Here is a 20,864-nt window from a genome sequence, read left to right as displayed (position 1 = left end):
TAGTTTATAGTTTATAGTGGCTGACGCGTCAGCAAGTTTCTGGCGTCAGCCACTATAAACCATAAACTGAAAACGATAAACCATAAAACTGAAAACTCAATTTGGTTTTTAAACGTTTGTACAGGAGCAGAATGCGAACAAAAAACGACATGAAATCAATTCATATAGTGGCGCTAAGCCTGTTTTTACTAACGAGTTGCGCACAAGGACAATCAAAAGATTACGCGCCGGCTAAACTACCGGCTCCTAAAGCTGGTGAAGCCGTCGCTACGTTTGCGGGCGGATGCTTCTGGGCTTTGGAGGAAGGAATGAATCAGCTAAAAGGTGTTCATGACGTAGTATCGGGTTATGCAGGCGGAAATGTCAAGAATCCGACCTATGAACAGGTTGGTACGGATAAAACCGGACATGCCGAATCGGTTCAGGTTTACTACGATCCGAAAGTTATAACCTATTCGCAACTGCTCGATGCTTTTTTTGCTGGTCATGATCCCACTCAGCTCAATCGGCAGGGACCCGATGTTGGCCGTGATTATCGGTCGATGGCTTTTTATCGGACACCGGCAGAGAAAAGTGAAATAGAAGCGGCCATCAAGCGGGTGAACGACTCAAAACACTACAGTGGTAAAGTCGTGACAGAGGTGGCGCCTTTTACTGCGTTCTATCCGGCCGAAAACTACCATCAGAATTATTTTGCGCTGCATCCCGATCAGCCTTACATCCGAAATGTATCGTTGCCAAAGGTTGAAAAACTACGCAAAGCGATGGCTGGACATTTAAAAAATAATACGGGGTTGACAATGAATTGACAGATTTGAAAATAAATCTGTCAATGTAGCATCGATTCAGGATAATACATGAACAAAATAGCCAGCATGCGCTGGCTATTTTTGCAGTATGAATACCTCTGTCTCGATCGATAATCCGCAGCCCCACCGAAACCCGTTTGTTCGGAACCTAATGACGTTTTTCCTGAACCGATATGCGCTGGCAATCGGTATGGTCTTTGCCTCTGATAGTATCCTGCTCGGGAGTTGGGTCGCTCATATTCCACACGTTAAAGAGAAACTGCATCTGTCGGATGCGGCTTTGGGCTTGGTGCTTTTTGCCATGCCCGTTGGCTTGCTGATTATGAATCCACTAACCGGTTGGGTTATTTCCCGACTGGGCGAAGCAAAGGCCTGTTTCTGGTCGGCAGTAGGCTTGTCGCTGGCCGTTCTGATTCCAATCAACGCTCCCTCGGTGCCTATCCTGGCGCTGGGACTTTTTCTGCTGGGACTTAATGCCGCCCTGATAAACGTAGCCATGAATACGTGTGCAACCAATCTGGAGCGGGAACAGAATATCGTGATCATGTCGTCCTGCCACGGTATGTGGAGCCTGGGGGGATTGCTCGGTTCTGCAGTTGCCGGTGTCGTTATTTCGTTTCATGTATCGCCTTCGATCCACGTCGCCGTCATGTCGGGGCTGATTTTACTGCTTACGTTCCTGTTGCAACCGCTGCTCAACCAGATTCCATCCAGCAGCCGAACCGAAACCGGCGAAAAAACAGGCTCCTCGTTTGTGCGTCCCAATGTCGATTTGTTCCTGATGATTTTAATCGGACTGGCGTTGGCCATGGGTGAAGGAGCGGCATTTGACTGGAGCGCTGTGTACCTGCACGAAACGCTGGGGGCCAGTAGCCAGATTGCCGCACTCGGTTTTGGAAGCTTTTCGTTAATGATGACCAGCTTTCGGTTTATGGGCGATGCCATTATTCCTAAAATCGGTGGGAAGCGTTGGTTGCAGATTGGAGGGCTGTTATCAGCAGCAGGACTTTTATTGGCTATTGTATTACCTTTTCCGTCTACAGCCTTGATTGGGTTTGCGGTTTTAGGGGCAGGCTGTTCATTAGGTGCCCCTATTCTGTATGCCGCTTCCATGCGTGTGCCGGGTATTCCACCCGCAGCGGGATTGGCTACCTTTGCTACCTTTAGCTTTATCGGGTTTCTGGCGGGGCCGCCCGTTATAGGTTTTGTGGCCGAGGGTTTTGGCCTTTATTACGGATTAGGGCTCGTGGCCATCATGTTGCTGATTTCTGCCGGTTTGGCTAAAATCGTTAAGTTATTCTGATACATTCAGCCAACGACTTTACCCGCGCTGGAAGCCGTTTATAACATGCTTATAAATTTTGTGCCTGTGTGGCACTAACACTATGAAAGCAGTAATTTTTGATATGGATGGGGTGATCGTCGATACGAATCCCCACCATCGGACAGCCTGGAGAGAATATTATCAACGTAATGGAAAAACGTTGAGTGATAGTGATTTTGTACAATATGTTTCTGGTAAGCACAATAACGATATTGTTGCCCACCTCTTTGCTGGTCAGCCACTTACGCCGGAAGAAGTGCTACGTCTGGCCCATGAGAAAGAAGCGTTGTTTCGGGAGTTGTATCAACCCGTGATCACACCGGTTCAGGGCTTGGTCGATTTCCTGAAATCACTCAAAGAAGCCGGAATTCGTACGGCAGTGGCTACGTCGGCCCCGGTCGAAAATCTGGATTTTGTTATCGACGCGCTGGCGCTACGTCCCTATTTTGATTCGTTACTGAACGAAAGTATGGTTAACCATCCTAAGCCAGATCCTGAGATATACGAGAAGGCGATGGCGCAACTGGGTGTCGATCCGGCCGACAGTGTCATTTTTGAGGATTCGATGACAGGAATTCAGGCCGCCAAAGCATCGAGAGCGCGCGTAGTTGGCGTTGCCACGACGCAGACGCCCGACGAGTTAAGACCGTTTGTCGATGATGTTATTCTGGATTTTACCGAGATGAATCTGGAGCGGTTGCAGAACCTGATTAACGTTTTTTAACGCGTTTTTGGGTCAATGCTTGCGTAAAAAATGTAACTTTACACACTAGCTGTGTCAGACCTGTGCCATCGCGCTGAGCAGTGGCACAGGTTTTTTTTTATACGCGTATGCGCTATCTACTTGTCCTTTCCCTGATTGTATTGACCGTATTGGCTGAACAACGTAACGCCTGGGCGCAGGGGAAGTATGTGATTGGTTCCGTTGTGGATCAGAGCACTAAAAAAGCGGTCGATAAAGTTATTGTTGTCAATCAACGGACTCGACAACGGGCAAAGACGAATGCAACAGGCCGGTTTTTTATCACCGCCCAGCCCGGCGATTCGCTAATTCTAACCAGCCAGCTCTATAATCGGACAGGCATTCGGTTTGATGGTTCTGAAAACCCAACTATCACGGCTAATGCATTGCCACCGATGCCGTATCGGGTGGTTGATCTGGATGAGGTGACCGTAACGGGGAAACGCTATGAGGAAGTGAAACGGGAAATCCAGCAATTGCTGGATGAGCCGGTCGCTTCCAAGAAAGTAACGGGTGAACAGGCGTTTGATCGAATTGCCGATGGGGCTGGCGTTACGTTGCTGTATGAGCTGTTTGCGAAACGCCCCAAATCGGATCGAAAGGCGAACTATATCATCCAGCAGGATCGTCGTCATGCGCTGGCTCTCGAACGCTTCCGGTTGTTGGTCGAACAATCGACAACGTTGAAAGCCGACGAAGTCGATCGCTTTTTCGACTTCTGTGACCTGGACGATGAGTTCTTGCTTAAATCAGCGGACTACGATCTGATCAATACCATCCAGCAGCTTCGCAATCGGTATCGGGAGGGTTTCAACCGGCCAAGCCGTATTTCGCCAGACCCCGATAAATCAGCGCCCAAAAAGTTGTAAGAAGCAGGTATATGGTAGTGACAATTTTCCCATAAACCGATAACCGGTCGTCAGTTAACCAGTCCCGTAATCAGTTCATCCGTTAATCGATAGCCCGATAAAGCCACCTGCCGCTGCGCGATGGGTTTAACGGTTGCTACGTAGTCGGGCGGTAATACGTTGCCCTGCTGGTCGGTGCCCGGTTGTAACGTATTGTTTCGATACGCGTTGTCCTGGGCTAGCAGAAAACTTTCCTTCGACCAGGCCACAATGCCCGGATTCCCTAATTGAGGCAGTCGTGATCGATTGATTTCGCTACGTAGTTGATGCGCCAGACTATCAACCGAGCTAAATTCATCGCTACCCAGCAGCATACCATCCCAGAACGAATGCAGGTTACTGGTCTGACTACTCATCATCACTTTGATCTTGAACAGATTCCCGCCCTGATCTCCTTTAGGAAACTGATTGTCGACCAGCGTCGAGGTGTGCAGTGGCATATGCACATCGCCCGCCAGGTGAAAAAGCCAGCACAGGGCTACCGCTTTGGAACTATCGGCATAATTACCCCGCAGAATCTGCCGGTTTAGCTCATAAGCCTGTAAAATCGTTTCGCCCGTTGGTAACGTAGTGTCGGTCCGGGCAATACCTAACGTTGGTGCGTAAACATAGTTGATAAAATGCCAGCTGAAATGATCGTGGTAGGGGTCCTGGCCTTTTATATCATCGGGCCAGCGGGCAGCCAGCATAAACAGATACTCGTCTGTCTGTTGCTCCGTTACCTTGAGGTCAGCCATCAGCGGAACCCACCGAGTTTGATAATAAGGATGTTGTTTCAGCAGGCTGACAACTTTCGTAAGTGTTTGGGGGGAGTTGGTTTGAAGATCATGGTAAGCGATAGCACCAATAGCCATGTGCGTTGCTTTGTTCCAGCCGTAAACGGCGGAAGAAGCAGCTAATAGCCAGAAAATTGCAATCAACGTAAGCGTAGCCCGAGTCATACTGCTAAAAGAGTTTATGCTGGCAAAGTAAACGGACGGCTCTCTAATTACAATTGACGGCGATTAAGTGATTGCTACCGGATTTGTTCTAGGAGCCTATTCGTTGCTCATGCTACGTAGCAACGATCGTCCTGATGTGGACAATCAACTGTCCGAAAACGGACTAAGAAGTGGGCATTAAAAAGTGAAAATGCCGCTTTTCGAGCACATAACGGCGGTTTTGAGAATTGGCTTTTAATTTGCTATGCAAAAGGGAAAGATATGCTATTTCCTCTGATATACGTATGAAAGGCACCCAGCTAGGGGAGTTTGAAGAAATCGTTTTGCTGGCGATTGCCCGGCTCTATGACGATGCCTACGGTGTAGCGGTTGTTGAAGAACTGAGCGACCGGCTGGAGCGGCCCATGAGCCTGGGCGTGGTTCACCGAACCATGCAGCGTTTAGAAGAAAAAGGGCTGGTGAATTCGCGCTTTAGCGAACCCATCGCCGAGCGCGGAGGACGTAGCAAACGCTTGTTTACCGTAACTATGGCGGGCGAACAAGCCCTGCGGGAAGCCCGACGTATCCGGAATGAGTTGTGGGATGGTATCCCGAAAACCGCTTTCGATCATCTCACATGAACCAGAACCATAAACCCCATAAGAATCGTCCGCCAGAACCACCACAGTGGGCGGAGCGACTGCTGACCCGTATGGCAGCCCCTCACATCCGGGACGAAATTCTGGGTGATCTGTATGAATTATTTCAAAAGCGGACGCTGCGATACGGAGTTGCTAAGGCCCGTGTGTTATATGTCCTGGAAATGCTATTACTGCTGCACCCCCGGTTATGGCGTCGTCAGCAACAAGCCTCTTCCCCGTTAAAGCAATCTGTTTACTCACCACCAAACCCGATGACCATGTTAAGCAATTACGTAACAATTGCCTGGAGAAAGCTGAAACGGCATAAAGCCTATACGCTAATTAACGTAGTGAGCCTGAGCCTGGGCATTGCCTGCGCCATTCTGATTTTTACCCTGGTGGACTATCATCTGAGTTTTGATACGTTCCACGCCAATCAGGACCGGATCTACCGGATTTATACGGAGCTGCACCGAGAAAAGGTTGTTTACAGCACGGGTGTTCCAAACCCGCTGGGTGATGCTTTTCGGAATGGATATGACGTAGCGGATAAAGTAGGACGAATTGCATTTTTACCAAAGCGTGTCGTCAGCGTATCGCCGGAGAAAAAGTTTGAAGCAGAACTAGCCTTTGCAGACCCTGAGTTTTTGGATATTTTCAATTTTCCGCTACTAAAAGGCAATCCACAGAGCGCATTGCGGGAACGTAATACGGCGCTTATCACCGATCGGATTGCCCGACACTATTTTGGTAATGAAGACCCGATCGGTAAGCTACTGCATATTGATGAATCACTGGTTGTGAGGGTAACAGGTATTCTTCAGAATCCGCCAGCCACAACAGATTTTCGTTCGGAGATTTATATACCCTACAGCAACTTGCAGGAGCACAGTCCATGGATGGTTGAAAAAGATTGGTGGTTGGGTTTTAATAAAGAAATGCAATGTTTTATCCGGCTTAGACCCGAGGTTTCGCCGGCTATGGTTGAGTCCAGCGTTCTTCCAGCAATTGTCAATAAATATTACGATAAGGAGAATGCGGAGTTTTTTCATTTCAAATTACAGCCGCTTTCTGATGTTCATTTTAACCCCAGCCTGCGTGGCTATACCGACAAAAAAAATCTCTGGACTTTCGCGCTGATCGGCTTATTTCTGGTTGTTACGGCTTGTGTGAATTTTGTTAATCTGGCTACGGCCCAGGCGCTGGGCCGTTCGCGGGAGATTGGCGTTCGGAAAGCATTGGGGAGTCAGCGAGGGGCGCTTTTCTGGCAATTTATCACAGAAACAGCGCTCATCACCGGCTTTGCGCTGATCATTGCGCTGGTTTTAGCTTACTTGGCCCTGCCGTTCGTTAATCAATGGTTTGATATCGAACTCGTACTTAATCCGCTGGGTGATGGGTATTTACTTGCCTTTTTACTGGCTCTGCTACTGATTGTTACGTTCTGTTCAGGGGCTTACCCCGGTCTGATTCTGGCTCGTTTTCAGCCTGTGCTGGCCTTGAAAGGAAAACTATCGCAACAGTCGGTAGGCGGATTCTCCCTACGGAAAGGGTTGGTTGTCGGGCAGTTTGCCATCTCGCAATTGCTGATCGTCGGGACATTGGTCGTTACCAGTCAGTTGCGCTACTCGCAACAGGCTGATATGGGGTTTCGGAAGGATGCCATCGTTATTCTACCGATTCCGGATAACAAAAAGGCGAAAATCAGTACGTTGAAAGCGCAGCTCTCGGAGCAATCTGGTGTACAGGACGTTACGTTCTTTGACTCTCCTCCCGCATCGGAAGCGATCGGTAGCACTACGTTTCGCTTTGATTCCCGCCCCAAAGAGGAAAGTTTTAATATTTCGGTTAAGTCGGCCGATCATCAGTATATTCCAACGTTCAAAATACCCATTCTGGCGGGCCGCAACCTGAATCCGTCCGATACGATTCGGGAGTATTTGCTCAATGAAACTGCCGTAAAAGCGCTTGGGTTGGCTTCCCTGCATGAGGTAATTGGTAAAAACGCAATAATCAACAATCAACCGGGAACGATAGTTGGCGTCATGAGGGATTTTCACTTCAAGTCGTTTCGTGCTGCGATTGACCCTTTATGTATTACAACCAAGGGCGAAGTATACAACAGTTGTGGTATAAAAGTGAATCCGGCTAATCTGGGTCCAACCCTGGCTGGTTTGGAAAAGAGCTGGAAGGCCATCTATCCGTCATTCATTTACAAGTATCGCTTTCTGGATGAAGAAATTGAGCGATTCTATAAGCTGGACAATATGCTCCTTCGACTTATCCAGCTGTTTGCAGGTATTGCTATTTTCGTAGGCTGTCTGGGGTTGTATGGGTTGGTATCCTTCATGGCTGCTCAGAAAACCAAGGAAATTGGTGTACGGAAAGTATTAGGGGCCAGTACGTCCAGCATTCTCTGGCTGTTTGGCCGAGAGTTTATCCGATTGTTGCTGATTGCTTTTGTGCTGGCGGCTCCGCTGGCCTGGTGGGTTATGAATAAATGGTTGACTAGTTTCGTGTATCGGATTGAGCCGGGCGCTGGCATTTTTGGGCTGACAATGCTGATCACATTTACTGTGGCGCTCCTAACGGTGAGTTTTCGTAGTGTGAAAGCCGCACTGACGAACCCAATAAAAACGCTGCGAGCCGAGTAGAAAGCAAACGGACGGTTAGGTAAAAGCTAAAAAATGAGACTTTTACCCAGCCGTCCGTTTTAAATGAACCTATTGTCAGTTAAAACCGATAAGCGCCTGTAATCCCAACGCTGGAAGAGTTAAATCCCGCCTGAAAGCCCCAGTAGGAGATGCCATCGCCAAAATTCCCATTGACACTCACCGACGGAATAAGTTCCGCGCTAACGTACCAATTGGGGTTAACGTTATATTGACCGCCCAGCACAAAGCCAACGCCAACCGAAGGGCTGACCAGAATAAGACTGGACCCGGTAATGGTGGTTGTACTCCCGTTGCCATTGTCGATGGTCACTGATCCGCTGGTCGTTGAATTAAAACCGATATTGGCGATGAGTTCGGTGCCATAAATAAACTGGAATTTATCGTTGATGGCTCTTCGTTTTTCATTGCCTATGGCTCCTCCGGCCGAAAAACTGATGTTCGAGTTGTTGTTGACAAAATAGCCGCCCAGGTTGCCGAAGGCCAGCCGATAACGACGATACGTATTTTCACTACGTTGTTTCTTGTAAATTAATCCGAAGCTGCTGAGGTTGCTGGTCCGTAAACCGAGTTCACGGGTGGGCGTGTCCTGCGCCAGCAACGTTACGTTGGTCAATAAAAAGAAGGCGAGTGTAGTGGAGAAAAGTTTGATCATGGCGTAGCTTTTTTTTACGTGTACTAATTCCGGTTTGAACGCTAATAAATCTCAGTTTATCCTATAGATATAGAAAGAAAAGTAATTCCTGAGACTGTAAAAAGACAGATATAAAAAGAAACTAATGACTTTGGGCGCACGTAAAGCAATGAACTACGTGTAAAACGCTCTTTGTATTGACCTTTCCTTTTAACCGGATTCCGGTAGAAGACGTAGCGCCGTCGCTACCCAATAGCATCATCATTTTTCCAGACGGTCATGCGCTGAAAGTCATTTGCGGTTAGGGGAGTCCTATGAACAAATCAGGAGTCGGACGGTTGTTTTCAGATACGTAACAACCCTGTATCCCTATGCGCAAACTGGTGTATGACGTAGCAGCGTCGCTCGATAATTTCATTTCTCATTCCGATGGTTCCATTAAGGGATTTCAGATGGAAGGCGAGTTCGTGAACGACTTTCTGGAACGCATCAGATCGTATGGTATCGCATTGATGGGACGTAAAACCTATGAATGGGGATATGCTTACGGTTTGCAGGAAGGCGAACCTGCCTACACGCAGGTGAATCCCAGCCTGATGAATTACATTTTCTCCAGAACGCTCACATTCGAGCCAGGTCCGTTGATTGAACTAATCGGCGAAAACGAAATAGAGTTTATTAAGCAATTGAAAGCAGGTGAAGGAAATCCCATCTGGCTCTGCGGTGGCGGTGAACTGGCCGGTGCGTTGCTGGAAGCTCAGTTAATTGATGAATTGGTTATTAAACTAAATCCGGTGGTTCTGGGCGAGGGTATTCGGCTATTTGGTTCAGCACAAACGCCTGCTGCATTGCAACTGGTTGAGTCAAAATCATACAGTAATGGGGTGATTTTATTACGATACAGGATTCAAACGTCGTAAACCATTCCGAAGTGATACGTAATGCAGTAGTCCATCATTAAAACTCATACGTTATGGACTTTACGAAGATTTTTGACATCATAACACCGTTGATGATTCTTTCCCTAATGGGCGTCATCATGATCGGATATGGCTTTGTTAATCCACAACAGGAGAATAATGTGCTCCAGTTTATGTTCGGTATTCCGATTGCGCTGGGAGCTGCTGGTTTTCACTTCCTGATCCGTCGGATTGTTAACTACAACGTATTGTATATGTGGATCATTGAGGCCATTATCGTTGGATGTCTCATCTACGCTTTTCCCAGGATGTAATACGAGCCGCCATTTGAATCTTGCAACGATTGGTTTGAATCGCGCAACGCCGGGCTGGTGGGTTCGGACTACTTTTGCTGAGGTTTTGACAAACAACAGTTTAGAAAAAACATGAATCTTTCGAATAATAAAATCCTGATTACCGGGGGTGGTTCGGGTATCGGTTTAGGATTGACCGAGCGTTTTGTGCAGGAAGGAAATACCGTTATTATCTGCGGCCGACGAGAGGACGTATTACAGGGCGTAGCTGCGAAAATTCCTTCGGTAATTACAAGGGTTTGCAATGTATCGGAGGCCGATGAACGACAGGCTCTCTATCAATGGATTGCCGACGAACATCCTGATCTAAACGTATTGGTCAACAATGCGGGTATTCAGCAATGGATGAGTGTTGCTGACGACGATTTTATGGAACGAGCCACGGCAGAAATTACCGTCAATATCGAAGCACCGTTGCATCTGACATCGTTGTCCGTGAATCTGCCGTCGCTCACGGCTATTCTGAACGTAACGTCGGGACTTGCCTTTACGCCGTTGGCTAAAGTGCCCGTTTATTCAGCTACCAAAGCGTTCTTTCGTTCCTGGACCTGGTCGCTGCGTTATTTGCTGGCGCCTAAAGGAATTGAGGTCATCGAGCTGATTCCGCCCGCGCTGAACACCGATCTGGGCGGTAAAGGTTTACATAATCAGGCTCCGTCGGTAAGTGGCTTTGTTGAGGCTGTTTTTGAGCAGTTGAAACAAGGGAAAACGGAGATAACCTATGGTACCTCAGAAAGCCGGGCCAATGCTTCTGCCGATGAGTTGCGCACGTATTTCAACCAGATGAATCAGGCGTTCTAATCCTCATTTTTAAGGTTTATCAGGATCATCCTATTCTGATAAACTAATTTTTTGTACATTTGTATCGCTTGCGATATAATCTTATGCGATATAAATAATGAACGTAGTTTATCAAACATCCGCAACAGTGACCGGTGGCCGCAATGGTCACGTAAAAAGCAACGACGGTATTCTGGATCTCGACGTACGTATACCTAAAGAGATGGGTGGCAGTGGGGGCCATACCAATCCTGAACAGCTGTTTGCCGCTGGATATGCGGCCTGTTTCGATAGCGCACTGAATATGATCATGCGCAAAGAAAAGGTTCAGCCTACGAGTCCATCTACCGTAACGGCCACCGTCGGCATCGGACCGAACGATCAGGGCGGTTTTCAACTGGCTGTTAAACTGGCGGTGCAATTACCGGGAATCGACAAGCAAAAAGGGCAGCAATTGGTAGAAATGGCCCATTCCGTTTGCCCTTATTCGAATGCGACCCGTGGTAATATTGATGTTGAGTTAGTGCTGGCTGACTAGTAGAAAATTTATGGAAAGTCCATTTTATCAGTTATCGGCCAAGACCCCAAAGGGCGACAAAATTCCAATGGCCGATTTTAAAGGCAAAGCTGTGTTGATTGTCAATACGGCTACGAAGTGTGGTCTGGCTCCGCAGTTTGATGGTCTGGAAGCGCTCTACCAGAAATATAAAGATCAGGGGCTAGTGGTTCTGGGGTTCCCCTGCGATCAGTTTGCGGGGCAGGAACCAGAAACTAACGAAACTGTCGAGCAGGCTTGCCGGTTGAACCACGGCGTTACGTTCCCGCTTACCGAAAAATGTGATGTAAACGGACCGAATACGCAGCCCGTGTTCAAGTACTTAAAAAAAGAATTAGGCGGCATTCTTGGTGATAGCATCAAGTGGAATTTTACGAAGTTTCTGATCAATAAAGAAGGTCGACCTTACAAACGGTATGCGCCGGTTGCCAAGCCCGAGTCGATTGAAAAGGATATTCTAAAACTTATTTAGATGGAGGCTCAACGCACGTCCTTGAAGTTGGAGGAACAGCTCTGTTTTCCCTTATATACGGCCTCCCGATTGGTGACGCAGTGTTATGGGCCTGTGCTTACTGCTCTGGGCATTACATATCCTCAGTATCTGGTCTTACTGGTTCTGTGGGAAAACGACGACGTTAATCTAAGCTTTATTGCCCAGCGTTTGCAGCTTCAGTCGAATACGCTGACCCCTTTGCTAAAGCGGATGCAGGAGCAGGGCCTCATTACGAGAACGCGTTCGGAATCTGATGAACGGAATATTGTTATTGCCCTGACTGACAAGGCTAAAAACATGAAGCAGGAAGCTGAGCAGATCCCCCAATATCTGGCCGACAAACTTCCCCTATCATTGGATGAAGCCCGGCAACTGTATTCTATTTTATACAAACTGATTAACTCAACCGGGGCTGCTTCCTGAGCGTGCGCTGTCGCCGAGTCGCAAAAGAAGGGTGCTATGTATCAAACTGGGCACAGTGATACGTAGCACCCTGAATTTTTTAGAAATTCTTTTGCGTTATTGGGCGTACAACCAACTCGTTCACATCGACATCGTCGGGTTGGCTGACCGCGAAGGCAACGGCACGCGCAATGGCATTGGCCGATAGTGTAGTGGACCGAAATAGCTCAATAGCCTGTTTCTTCAACACTGGATCAGAAATCGATTCCGCCAGTTCGGATTCCGTTGCACCGGGAGCTACCAACGTAACGCGAATGCCCGGACCGGCTTCCTGGCGTAGCCCATCGGTGAGTGCCCGGACCGCAAATTTGGTAGCGCTGTATACAACCGATGTTGGTCCAACCCAGCGGTCACCCACCGACGTAATGTTGACAAACTGGCCGCTGCTGTTACGTTCAAACACGGGTAGTGCAGCTGCAATGCCGTGCAATACGCCCTTGATGTTCACATCGACCATCTGATGCCACTCGTTAACCTTGTAATTATTTAAATAGGAGAGTGGCATCACGCCTGCGTTGTTGACGAGCACGTCGAGTTTCCCGAACGTATTCAGCGCTACCTGCACAAAGGCGGTCATGCTGTCGAGTTGAGTAACATCCAGGGTTGTAAAAGCCGCTTCTCCTCCGGCCGACTGGATATCGGCGGCTATCGCTTCCAGTTTATCAATTCGCCGGGCACCCAAAACGACCTTGGCTCCCTGAGCGGCCAGATGCCGGGCGATGGCTTCACCGATGCCGCTACTCGCGCCTGTGATGGCAATTACTTTGTTTTCAATGGATGGATTCATAATTAGTACGTGGTTTTGAAGTAAACAGAGTGACAAGGTTGTGGTAGACAGTTAGGGAGTAGCCTGTTCAAAATCGGTTGATGTAGTACGTTGCTCCTGCTCCTGAAACGTCTGGCGGAGAAAATCGAGTTTTTGGTTGGCTCGTTGATAGGCATCGCTGCCCAGAAGCAGATGAATAGGAGGATTGGCCTCGTCCGCGATCTGCATCAGAACAGCCACTGCTTTGGTAGGATCACCTGTCTGCGCGCCATCCATCTGCAGATACCGGTCGTGGGTAGACCGAATCGCTGTGTAGGCCTCGATCGTATGCTGGGCCAGAACCAGCGAATCGGACGACAGAAACCCCGTGCGGAATGCCCCTGGCGCAACAACTGTAGCATGAAGGCCAAATTCCCGAACATCGGTTGCCAGGATTTCGGTCAGGGCAATAACGGCAGCTTTGGCGGCTGCGTAAACCGACCAGCCGGTAGCCCCGGCGATTCCGGCAATTGACGCAATATTAATGATGTGCCCCGACCGCTGAGCCCTCAGATAGGGAAGAACATGCCGGATTACGTTCAGCGTACCGAATACGTTAATGTCGAAACTATCGCGGGTTTCCTGGTCGGTCAGTTCCTCAATACTGCCCCCAATCCCGTAGCCTGCATTGTTGACCACTACGTTTATACGACCAAACGTAGCAATCGTCTCCCGAAGGCCCTGTGCTACGTCGGAGTCGTTGGCCAGATCGATTTCCAGCGGCAGAAACTGGGCTGTGTCGACACCAACCGACTGGCTGAGACTGGCTTTATTACGGGATGTTGCCGCCACAGTATGTCCTGACTTCAGCAATTGCTTCACCAGCGTCAGGCCCAGTCCTTTGGAAGCGCCCGTTACAAACCATACTTTTTTGTTATCCATAACCTTGCTCTTTTTGTGGAAGCAAAAGTAGATGGATAGCCGGGGCTAGCTGTTGCGGTTGGCAAACCAATACTTGCGAAATTCAAACCTTCCGAAAAGCCGAAGGCGTTAGCGATGTGTTTTTCTTGAAAAAATGGTTGAAGTGAGCCGGTTCGTCGAATCCGAGGCTATAGCTGATCTCAGCGATGTTCCAGTCGGTATGTTTGAGTAGTGCCTGTGCTTCAGCGACAACACGTTCGGCAATTAGTTCGGAGGTTGTTTTGCCGGTTGTGGCCCGAACCGATCGATTCAGGTAATTAACATGTACGGCCAGGTGTTGAGCATAGTCATTGGCCGAACGCATCTGAAAGCGTTGGGAGGTTGTCTCAACCGGAAACTGTCGTTCCAGTAATTCCGTAAAAACAGCTGTCAGACGGGATTTGGCATCGGTGTGTTTGTATAACGTATCGGAAGGTTGCTGCTTCAGCGCGAAGTGGATCAGTTCTGATACGTAGTTGCGGATAAGGTCGTATTTGTACGGGTAGTCGGAGTCGATTTCGGCGAGCATTTTTTCGTAAAACTGACCTGCCTGCCCAAATTGATCGTCAGAAAGAACGTAGGCGGGCATGCCGCCCGATTTGAACATAGGCAGCTCCTGGAGCCATTTTCGGCTACTTTCCGTAAAAAAACCTTCCCGAAAAACGCAGAAATAACCATTGACTACTTCCGAAACAGGCTCCCAGGTGTAGGGAACCTGTGGATTGAAAAAAATCAACGTAGTGCCGTTGATGTCCAGGCTTTTATCGGCGTAATGGTAGATGTTATGACCACGTAGCAGACTGATTTTATAAAAGCCACGGCGGCTATACTGACCCGGTGCGCCCGCCGACGACTGATAATCGTTCAGGCGAAATACATTAAAATGGCCGAGGTCCTGCTGGAGATTGTCGGGTAGCCAGTTGAATTTGTGCTTGTAGAAATCTTCGAGCGATTCTGTCGTTGTCATAGGCTAAAATTACATAATTCAAACCTGATTGGCTTTATTTTTTTTGACAGGATTAACATGATTCACAAGATTGACTATTAGCAAAATAAATCATGTTAATCCTGTCAAAAAAAGAACTTGTGACACATCTCGTAGTCGTTTAAAAATGAGAAAAAAGTAGAAAATCGGACTCAGAATTATTTTATGATGTAAACTTGCCCCGCCTAACGTAGTGGAATGAGTAGGAGCAGCACGAAGCCGATTTTATACAGCACTACGTAATACGTATCGTCTAATTAATCACATCATAATGTCAAAGTCTGCAGATATCGGCCTCATTGGTCTGGCCGTAATGGGTGAAAACCTGGTGCTGAACATGGAAAGCAAAGGGTACACCGTAGCGGTTTTTAACCGAACCGTCGATAAGGTTGATCATTTTATAAACGGACGAGGTGCCGGAAAAAACTTTATAGGCGCGCATTCCATCGAAGAGTTGGTTGCGTCGCTGGAACGGCCCCGGAAGGTGATGATGCTGGTGAAAGCCGGTCAGCCCGTCGATGATTTTATTGAGCAGATCATTCCGCATCTCGAACCGGGCGATATTATCATCGATGGCGGAAACTCGTATTTCCCGGATACCATTCGCCGGACTCAGTACGTAGAAAGTAAGGGCTTTCTTTACATTGGCACGGGGGTGTCGGGTGGCGAAATTGGTGCACTGACTGGTCCCTCCATGATGCCGGGTGGAAGCGAAAAAGCGTGGCCATTCGTAAAGGATATATTTCAGTCAATTGCGGCCAAGGTAGACGATGGTACGCCCTGCTGCGATTGGGTGGGTAGCGACGGCGCTGGTCACTTCGTGAAAATGGTGCATAACGGCATCGAATATGGCGATATGCAGATTATTAACGAAGCCTATCAGATTATGAAAGATCTGCTGGGTCTGAGTGCTGATGAGATGCATGAAGTTTTTAAAAAATGGAATTCCGAAGAGCTGGATTCGTACCTGATCGAGATTACGGCCGACATCATGGCCTATAAGGATGAAGACGGTACGCCAATGGTTGATAAAATTCTGGATACCGCCGGACAAAAAGGCACCGGAAAATGGACCGGTACCGCAGCCCTTGATCTGGGTATTCCGCTCACGCTGATTGGTGAATCGGTGTTTGCCCGGTTCCTGTCGGCACAAAAAGATCTGCGTGTGCAGGCTTCGAAAGTAATCAGCGGCCCTCAGCCGACCTTTGATGGCGATAAGGCTCAATTGCTGGACGATCTGAAAATGGCCCTTTACGGTGCTAAAATTATATCGTACGCGCAGGGGTATAACCTGTTCATGGCTGCTGCTAAAGAATACAAATGGAAGCTGAACTACGGTGATATTGCCCTGATGTGGCGGGGTGGTTGTATTATCCGCTCGGCGTTCCTCGGCGATATCAAAAAGGCTTTTGACAAAAATCCCGAACTTCCGCATCTGCTGCTCGACGATTTCTTCAAAGAGAAAATCGAACTGGCTCAGGCGGGCTGGCGCCGGGTTTGCGCGGCTGCGCTGAGCAACGGTATTCCGGCTCCTGCGTTGACCTCAGCTCTGTGCTATCTGGATGGATTCCGGAGTGAATGGTTACCGGCCAACCTGTTGCAAGCTCAGCGGGATTACTTCGGGGCGCATACCTACGAACGTATCGACAAGCCACGCGGTCAGTTTTTCCATACGAACTGGACCGGCGAAGGTGGCGATACCGTATCAACGGCATATAACAATTAATTTTTGAACATAGAACGCGGATTTTTATGATTGGTATGATCTTAAAAAATCATAGCAGTCATAAAAATCCGCGTTCTATGTTCAAAATCCGACACAACCAGCCAAATAACCCTGAAGGCCGTTAAACGGAACAAAATGATGGCAACTAAACCGAATGAATTATCGCCCGAGCAGCAGGAAAGTCTGCTGAACGTATTGAAAACCCGTTTTGAGAAAAACATGAGTCGCCATAGTGGTGTCGAATGGGCTCCGGTACAGGCCAGGCTGGAGGCTAATCCCGGAAAATTATGGTCGCTCGATGAAATGGAGCTAACAGGTGGCGAGCCTGATGTGATTGGGCAGGATGCTACAACGGGCGAATACATTTTTTGCGACTGTTCGGCCGAGAGTCCGAAAGGTCGCCGGAGTATTTGTTTCGACCGGGCCGCCTGGGAATCGCGGAAAGAGCATAAACCCGATAATACGGCTATGGATATGGCCGAAGAGATGGGCATCGAGATACTAACCGAGGAGCAGTACCGGGAGCTTCAGACACTCGGAACGTTCGATCTAAAAACGTCGAGCTGGGTGCAAACGCCCGCTGCAATCCGAAAACTCGGTGGTGCGCTTTTCTGCGATCGTCGTTACGATACCGTCTTTTTATACCACAACGGGGCCGAATCCTATTACGCTGCCCGTGGTTTCCGTGGTTTGCTGAAGGTGTAGAGAGGGGTTTAGTTCGTCTGAACGGATTAATCGCGGGCGGGGTATAATTGTCCATGAACCTGCTTTTTAGGTACGGTCATGAATGAGTACACTCCATACGATAACTGTTAACGATCCATGCGACGTAATTGGCTGATTGCGCTAGGTTTCCTGTTGTTTTCGTTTGTCCTCCGTGCGCAGGAAAACAGAGTGCGCGAAGTGCGGACCAATGTTCCACTGGATTCGATCCGCTTAAGCGACCCATTTATTCTGGCCGATCAGGCAACCCAGACGTACTACATGACCGGTACCGGCGGCATGCTCTGGAAAAGTAAAAACCTGAAACACTGGGATGGTCCTTACAAAGTGACCCAAACCGATCCGAATTCCTGGATGGGACCAAACCCCATGATCTGGGCCGCCGAAATTCATCGGTATAAAAACAAGTACTACTATTTTGCTACGTTCACCAACCGGGCTGTTAAGATCGATACCGTCAAAGGGCGGGAAATTGAACGGCGGGCCTGCCACGTACTGGTGAGTGATAAAGCTGAGGGGCCATACATTCCCATGTCCGACGCTACGTATCTGCCCGCCAGTATGCCTACGCTGGATGGTACGTTGTGGGTCGATAAAAACAGGAAGCCGTATATGGTTTATTGCTATGAATGGCTACAGAATTTGAACGGAACCATCGAAAAAATTGAGCTAAAGCCCGATCTGAGCGGGTCAGTTGGGCAGGGCGAAGTGTTATTTCGGGCCAGCGATTCGCCCTGGAGCCGGGAGAAAGATGAAAACGGGAAGGTTGTGCCCAACAAGGTTACCGATGGCCCTTTCCTGTTCTACACAAAAACCGAACGGTTGGGCATGATCTGGACCAGCTGGATCTACGACGTGTACACGCAGGGCGTTGTTTACTCAAAAAGCGGTACGCTAGACGGCCCCTGGATACAGGAAAAAGAGCCCATTACACCCCCCAACTTCGGTCACGGGATGTTGTTTCACACTTTTGACGGTACGTTGCTGATGTCTGTTCATAGCCACAAAAGCGTCAATGGACGTACCGTTCGCGTGCCCCATCTGTTCAAAGCCGACCTGTCGGGCAGCAAACTCGTCATTGGCAAACCGTATGCGCCTTAATGTAAATAAGGCTAAATGCTACGTAGCAACTTATTACTTACCAATAATCTCTTTTCTGTGCGATAAACCCCAATAGTGGAGCTCTTCGATGACTTTTCCGAGCGACATACCATGAGGGGTGATGGAGTATTCTACCGTTGGCGGAAACGTATCAAAAACCTCGCGTCTGACCAACCTATTACCTTCCAGGCTTTTCAGTTCTTTCGATAAGGTTTTGTCTGTGATACCACTGACTTCCTTAGCCAATTGCCTGAACCGTTTTGGCCCGGACGACAACGTGAACAAAATCAGTAACTTCCATTTGCCCTCCACGGCGTCTAACGCATCTTTTATCGACAGCATAGTTTTGGGGCAACCTTCTCCTGTTAACATGACGTAGCGTTTTACGTGATTGGCCGTTTACGTTACTATCCCGTTGGCTAGTATTTCCTGATAAGGATAGTGTTTCCACTCGGAACGTAACGCAAAATACATTTGTCCCATTCACTTAAAATCAGGGTAGAATGGAAAATCAACGTATTTCGTCGAACGTAGTGCATATCGTTCTTTGGGTAGTGCAGGTCATCTTGGCCGTGAGTTTAATTTGGGCGGCCTGGATGAAACTGGTTCAACCCATTGAGCAGCTTGCTACCATGTGGCCCTGGGCAGGGCAGGTTCCGGTCGCGTTGGTAAAAATGACGGGCATCGTCGATTTGTTAGGCGCTGCGGGGCTGATACTGCCCTCGGTGCTACGTATCCAGCCAAAACTCACACCGATGGCAGCTATCAGTATTATCATCCTTATGGTATGCGCCAGTGTTTTCCATATCATGCGGGGAGAAGTAGCGTTAATTGGTGTGAATATAGTTTTCGCCATCCTGGCCGCTTTTGTTGCTTGGGGCCGATTAACAAAAGCACCAATTATGCCCAGTCGGAATGGATAAAGCTACCGTAATTTATACATAATTGATAATATATAGCAGGGGTAATCCCGTTTAGACAAATTAAATTGGTTTGATTACGTATATTTAGACGTTGGCGATTAGTGTATGAATAACAAACTGGATAGATGTAAGGAAATAGTTAATTTAATTTTTATTAACGTATTGGGTAAATATACTTACCGGCATACGCTGCGTACAACCTAAATTGTTGTGACCGAAATTAGTAGCGTATTATAATGGAGACAGTTCTAAATAGCCGGGCGTGAATAGGCTTAGTTAATTAGAGAAGAATTGAAAAATGTTGTTGATGAATTATAGAATTGATGTTAGGGAATAATATATCCGCTGCTGCATTTTCGGATACAAAGCCTCATTATAATTTGTTGGATGGATTACGCGGAGTAGCAGCATTAACAGTTGTCTGTTTTCATTTATTTGAAGCGTATGCCACCAGCCATATCGATCAACGAATTAATCATGGTTATCTGGCTGTTGATTTTTTCTTTATCATGTCGGGATTTGTAATTGGCTATGCCTATGATGACCGATGGCAGACGATGACGATAAAAGAGTTTATCAAACGAAGATTTATTCGACTACATCCCATGGTCGTTATGGGGGCTATTATTGGCGCAATAATGTTTTATTTTCAGGGCTGCGCTGCCTGGGACGTTTCAAAAGTATCTGTGTTGATGTTACCGGTCGCTACGCTGCTCAATGCTTTTCTGATTCCAGCAACGACGAATATTGAAATCCGGGGTGTTGGTGAAATGTTTCCGCTGAATGGCCCGAGTTGGTCATTATTTTTTGAGTATATTGGTACTATTCTCTACGCCCTTTTTATCCGTAAACTGTCAACCAGTGCCCTTTTTATACTTGTTTTAGTTGCAGCTGCCGGATTGGCAACCTTTGCTATTTGGGGACCTTACGGCGATATATGCGTTGGGTTTTCGCTAACCGGAGAAAATATAATCGGCGGTACGTTACGGATGCTGTTTTCGTTCCCGGCCGGATTGCTTCTGTCCCGCGTTTTTAAACCTGCTCAGGTAAAAGGCATTTTCTGGATAGGTAGTTTGTCGATTATAATTTTATCGGCAATACCCCGAATTGGCGGAAGCGAAAATTTATGGATGAACGGTATATATGACGCGATCTGTGTGGTTATTATCTTTCCTGGGTTAGTTTACCTTGGAGCGTCAGAAAAAATAACCAATAAACTTACGATCCGATTATGTAAATTTTTAGGGGATATTTCTTATCCTTTATACATGGTACATTATCCATTTATTTACTTGTACTATGCCTGGGTAAAAAATAAAAACCTTTCTTTTGAGCAATCATTACCTGGCGCAATCGCTCTTGTTATTGGCTCTGTACTATTGGCTTATGGATGTTTAAAACTCTATGATGAACCTGTACGGAAATTCTTAACAAATCGCCTGTTACGTGTCAAAAAAATAGAGTAAGGAGAGTCTAAAAAATAAGGA

The 20,864-nt window shown here is 47.8% G+C and carries 23 protein-coding genes; 17 read left to right on the top strand and 6 right to left on the bottom strand.

Annotated elements, in window-relative coordinates; genetic code table 11:
* The first annotated feature begins 149 nt into the window (after nt 1-149).
* From msrA to GK108_RS27735, 4 genes are all read left to right on the top strand, one after another.
* A complete protein-coding gene (msrA, locus tag GK108_RS27750) occupies nt 150-809 on the top strand; it encodes a peptide-methionine (S)-S-oxide reductase MsrA (protein ID WP_163954846.1) in 660 nt (219 codons plus the stop codon).
* 88 nt (nt 810-897) lie between these two features.
* Nucleotides 898-2,112, top strand: a complete 1,215-nt coding sequence (locus GK108_RS27745) for an MFS transporter (protein WP_163954845.1) — start codon at nt 898-900, stop codon at nt 2,110-2,112.
* Nucleotides 2,113-2,194: 82 nt separating this feature from the next.
* Nucleotides 2,195-2,857, top strand: a complete 663-nt coding sequence (locus GK108_RS27740) for an HAD family hydrolase (protein ID WP_163954844.1) — start codon at nt 2,195-2,197, stop codon at nt 2,855-2,857.
* Between the two features lie 107 nt (nt 2,858-2,964).
* Complete coding sequence (locus GK108_RS27735) at nt 2,965-3,744, top strand: carboxypeptidase-like regulatory domain-containing protein (protein ID WP_163954843.1); 780 nt, start codon at nt 2,965-2,967, stop codon at nt 3,742-3,744.
* Between the two features lie 50 nt (nt 3,745-3,794).
* On the opposite strand, the gene GK108_RS27730 is transcribed toward GK108_RS27735, so the two are convergent.
* The gene (locus tag GK108_RS27730; RefSeq protein WP_163954842.1) at nt 3,795-4,724 is read right to left on the bottom strand and encodes a S1/P1 nuclease; all 930 of its coding nucleotides are present in this window, start codon (nt 4,722-4,724) and stop codon (nt 3,795-3,797) included.
* Between the two features lie 284 nt (nt 4,725-5,008).
* Between GK108_RS27730 and GK108_RS27725 the strand changes: the two genes are divergently transcribed.
* Together GK108_RS27725 and GK108_RS27720 are read left to right on the top strand one after the other, a co-directional pair.
* On the top strand, nt 5,009-5,344 hold the full coding sequence (locus GK108_RS27725) for a PadR family transcriptional regulator (protein ID WP_163954841.1): 336 nt from the start codon (nt 5,009-5,011) through the stop codon (nt 5,342-5,344).
* Nucleotides 5,341-7,998 (top strand): ABC transporter permease, encoded by a 2,658-nt coding sequence (locus GK108_RS27720; RefSeq protein WP_246225217.1) that lies wholly within the window; start codon nt 5,341-5,343, stop codon nt 7,996-7,998. Before GK108_RS27725 ends, GK108_RS27720 begins: the two co-directional genes overlap by 4 nt.
* A gap of 79 nt (nt 7,999-8,077) precedes the next feature.
* Here the strand turns inward: GK108_RS27720 and GK108_RS27715 are convergent, their stop codons facing one another.
* On the bottom strand, nt 8,078-8,671 hold the full coding sequence (locus GK108_RS27715) for a hypothetical protein (protein WP_163954840.1): 594 nt from the start codon (nt 8,669-8,671) through the stop codon (nt 8,078-8,080).
* 350 nt (nt 8,672-9,021) lie between these two features.
* Between GK108_RS27715 and GK108_RS27710 the strand changes: the two genes are divergently transcribed.
* From GK108_RS27710 to GK108_RS27685, 6 genes are all read left to right on the top strand, one after another.
* Complete coding sequence (locus GK108_RS27710) at nt 9,022-9,570, top strand: dihydrofolate reductase family protein (protein WP_163954839.1); 549 nt, start codon at nt 9,022-9,024, stop codon at nt 9,568-9,570.
* Between the two features lie 53 nt (nt 9,571-9,623).
* The gene (locus tag GK108_RS27705) at nt 9,624-9,884 is read left to right on the top strand and encodes a hypothetical protein (protein WP_163954838.1); all 261 of its coding nucleotides are present in this window, start codon (nt 9,624-9,626) and stop codon (nt 9,882-9,884) included.
* 111 nt (nt 9,885-9,995) lie between these two features.
* Nucleotides 9,996-10,724, top strand: coding sequence for an SDR family oxidoreductase (locus GK108_RS27700; RefSeq protein ID WP_163954837.1), 729 nt, complete (start codon nt 9,996-9,998; stop codon nt 10,722-10,724).
* A gap of 97 nt (nt 10,725-10,821) precedes the next feature.
* The gene (locus tag GK108_RS27695; protein ID WP_163954836.1) at nt 10,822-11,241 is read left to right on the top strand and encodes an organic hydroperoxide resistance protein; all 420 of its coding nucleotides are present in this window, start codon (nt 10,822-10,824) and stop codon (nt 11,239-11,241) included.
* Nucleotides 11,242-11,251: 10 nt separating this feature from the next.
* Nucleotides 11,252-11,731, top strand: a complete 480-nt coding sequence (locus tag GK108_RS27690; RefSeq protein WP_163954835.1) for a glutathione peroxidase — start codon at nt 11,252-11,254, stop codon at nt 11,729-11,731.
* Nucleotides 11,732-12,175, top strand: coding sequence for a MarR family winged helix-turn-helix transcriptional regulator (locus GK108_RS27685; RefSeq protein ID WP_163954834.1), 444 nt, complete (start codon nt 11,732-11,734; stop codon nt 12,173-12,175).
* Between the two features lie 79 nt (nt 12,176-12,254).
* Here GK108_RS27685 and GK108_RS27680 read toward each other — a convergent pair whose 3' ends face one another.
* The 3 genes from GK108_RS27680 to GK108_RS27670 form a co-directional block, all read right to left on the bottom strand.
* Nucleotides 12,255-13,001: an SDR family oxidoreductase gene (locus GK108_RS27680; protein WP_163954833.1), complete on the bottom strand. Its 747-nt coding sequence runs from the start codon at nt 12,999-13,001 to the stop codon at nt 12,255-12,257.
* Nucleotides 13,002-13,052: 51 nt separating this feature from the next.
* Nucleotides 13,053-13,901: an SDR family NAD(P)-dependent oxidoreductase gene (locus GK108_RS27675; protein ID WP_163954832.1), complete on the bottom strand. Its 849-nt coding sequence runs from the start codon at nt 13,899-13,901 to the stop codon at nt 13,053-13,055.
* 82 nt (nt 13,902-13,983) lie between these two features.
* A complete protein-coding gene (locus tag GK108_RS27670; RefSeq protein ID WP_163954831.1) occupies nt 13,984-14,886 on the bottom strand; it encodes a helix-turn-helix domain-containing protein in 903 nt (300 codons plus the stop codon).
* A gap of 289 nt (nt 14,887-15,175) precedes the next feature.
* Between GK108_RS27670 and gnd the strand changes: the two genes are divergently transcribed.
* The 3 genes from gnd (at nt 15,176) to GK108_RS27655 (ending at nt 18,454) form a co-directional block, all read left to right on the top strand.
* Nucleotides 15,176-16,630 (top strand): decarboxylating NADP(+)-dependent phosphogluconate dehydrogenase, encoded by a 1,455-nt coding sequence (gene gnd, locus GK108_RS27665; protein ID WP_163954830.1) that lies wholly within the window; start codon nt 15,176-15,178, stop codon nt 16,628-16,630.
* A 138-nt stretch (nt 16,631-16,768) separates the two neighbouring features.
* Nucleotides 16,769-17,335 (top strand): DUF4256 domain-containing protein, encoded by a 567-nt coding sequence (locus GK108_RS27660; protein ID WP_163954854.1) that lies wholly within the window; start codon nt 16,769-16,771, stop codon nt 17,333-17,335.
* Between the two features lie 117 nt (nt 17,336-17,452).
* Nucleotides 17,453-18,454: a glycoside hydrolase family 43 protein gene (locus GK108_RS27655; protein ID WP_163954829.1), complete on the top strand. Its 1,002-nt coding sequence runs from the start codon at nt 17,453-17,455 to the stop codon at nt 18,452-18,454.
* A 33-nt stretch (nt 18,455-18,487) separates the two neighbouring features.
* Here the strand turns inward: GK108_RS27655 and GK108_RS27650 are convergent, their stop codons facing one another.
* Complete coding sequence (locus tag GK108_RS27650) at nt 18,488-18,826, bottom strand: winged helix-turn-helix transcriptional regulator (RefSeq protein ID WP_163954828.1); 339 nt, start codon at nt 18,824-18,826, stop codon at nt 18,488-18,490.
* Nucleotides 18,827-18,957: 131 nt separating this feature from the next.
* Between GK108_RS27650 and GK108_RS27645 the strand changes: the two genes are divergently transcribed.
* Together GK108_RS27645 and GK108_RS27640 are read left to right on the top strand one after the other, a co-directional pair.
* Nucleotides 18,958-19,377 carry a DoxX family protein gene (locus GK108_RS27645; protein WP_163954827.1) on the top strand — a complete coding sequence of 140 codons (420 nt, stop codon included), beginning with the start codon at nt 18,958-18,960 and terminating at the stop codon, nt 19,375-19,377.
* A 323-nt stretch (nt 19,378-19,700) separates the two neighbouring features.
* A complete protein-coding gene (locus GK108_RS27640; RefSeq protein WP_163954826.1) occupies nt 19,701-20,843 on the top strand; it encodes an acyltransferase family protein in 1,143 nt (380 codons plus the stop codon).
* The last annotated feature ends 21 nt before the right edge of the window (nt 20,844-20,864 follow it).

This window comes from Spirosoma terrae (genome assembly GCF_010435915.1).
Classification (GTDB): domain Bacteria; phylum Bacteroidota; class Bacteroidia; order Cytophagales; family Spirosomataceae; genus Spirosoma; species Spirosoma terrae.
Note: the sequence above shows the minus strand (reverse complement) of the source record. Positions and strands in the feature narration are given on the sequence as shown.

Coding starts and splice junctions, on each gene's coding strand:
- GK108_RS27735 (WP_163954843.1), top strand. CDS start 2,965: ATGCGCTATCTACTTGTCCTTTCCCTGATTGTATTGACCGTATTGGCT.
- GK108_RS27690 (WP_163954835.1), top strand. CDS start 11,252: ATGGAAAGTCCATTTTATCAGTTATCGGCCAAGACCCCAAAGGGCGAC.
- GK108_RS27700 (WP_163954837.1), top strand. CDS start 9,996: ATGAATCTTTCGAATAATAAAATCCTGATTACCGGGGGTGGTTCGGGT.
- gnd (WP_163954830.1), top strand. CDS start 15,176: ATGTCAAAGTCTGCAGATATCGGCCTCATTGGTCTGGCCGTAATGGGT.
- GK108_RS27720 (WP_246225217.1), top strand. CDS start 5,341: ATGAACCAGAACCATAAACCCCATAAGAATCGTCCGCCAGAACCACCA.
- GK108_RS27715 (WP_163954840.1), bottom strand. CDS start 8,671: ATGATCAAACTTTTCTCCACTACACTCGCCTTCTTTTTATTGACCAAC.
- GK108_RS27650 (WP_163954828.1), bottom strand. CDS start 18,826: ATGTTAACAGGAGAAGGTTGCCCCAAAACTATGCTGTCGATAAAAGAT.
- GK108_RS27675 (WP_163954832.1), bottom strand. CDS start 13,901: ATGGATAACAAAAAAGTATGGTTTGTAACGGGCGCTTCCAAAGGACTG.
- GK108_RS27695 (WP_163954836.1), top strand. CDS start 10,822: ATGAACGTAGTTTATCAAACATCCGCAACAGTGACCGGTGGCCGCAAT.
- GK108_RS27745 (WP_163954845.1), top strand. CDS start 898: ATGAATACCTCTGTCTCGATCGATAATCCGCAGCCCCACCGAAACCCG.
- GK108_RS27730 (WP_163954842.1), bottom strand. CDS start 4,724: ATGACTCGGGCTACGCTTACGTTGATTGCAATTTTCTGGCTATTAGCT.
- msrA (WP_163954846.1), top strand. CDS start 150: ATGAAATCAATTCATATAGTGGCGCTAAGCCTGTTTTTACTAACGAGT.
- GK108_RS27710 (WP_163954839.1), top strand. CDS start 9,022: ATGCGCAAACTGGTGTATGACGTAGCAGCGTCGCTCGATAATTTCATT.
- GK108_RS27740 (WP_163954844.1), top strand. CDS start 2,195: ATGAAAGCAGTAATTTTTGATATGGATGGGGTGATCGTCGATACGAAT.
- GK108_RS27660 (WP_163954854.1), top strand. CDS start 16,769: ATGGCAACTAAACCGAATGAATTATCGCCCGAGCAGCAGGAAAGTCTG.
- GK108_RS27705 (WP_163954838.1), top strand. CDS start 9,624: ATGGACTTTACGAAGATTTTTGACATCATAACACCGTTGATGATTCTT.
- GK108_RS27640 (WP_163954826.1), top strand. CDS start 19,701: ATGTTAGGGAATAATATATCCGCTGCTGCATTTTCGGATACAAAGCCT.
- GK108_RS27645 (WP_163954827.1), top strand. CDS start 18,958: ATGGAAAATCAACGTATTTCGTCGAACGTAGTGCATATCGTTCTTTGG.
- GK108_RS27680 (WP_163954833.1), bottom strand. CDS start 13,001: ATGAATCCATCCATTGAAAACAAAGTAATTGCCATCACAGGCGCGAGT.
- GK108_RS27655 (WP_163954829.1), top strand. CDS start 17,453: ATGCGACGTAATTGGCTGATTGCGCTAGGTTTCCTGTTGTTTTCGTTT.
- GK108_RS27670 (WP_163954831.1), bottom strand. CDS start 14,886: ATGACAACGACAGAATCGCTCGAAGATTTCTACAAGCACAAATTCAAC.
- GK108_RS27725 (WP_163954841.1), top strand. CDS start 5,009: ATGAAAGGCACCCAGCTAGGGGAGTTTGAAGAAATCGTTTTGCTGGCG.
- GK108_RS27685 (WP_163954834.1), top strand. CDS start 11,732: ATGGAGGCTCAACGCACGTCCTTGAAGTTGGAGGAACAGCTCTGTTTT.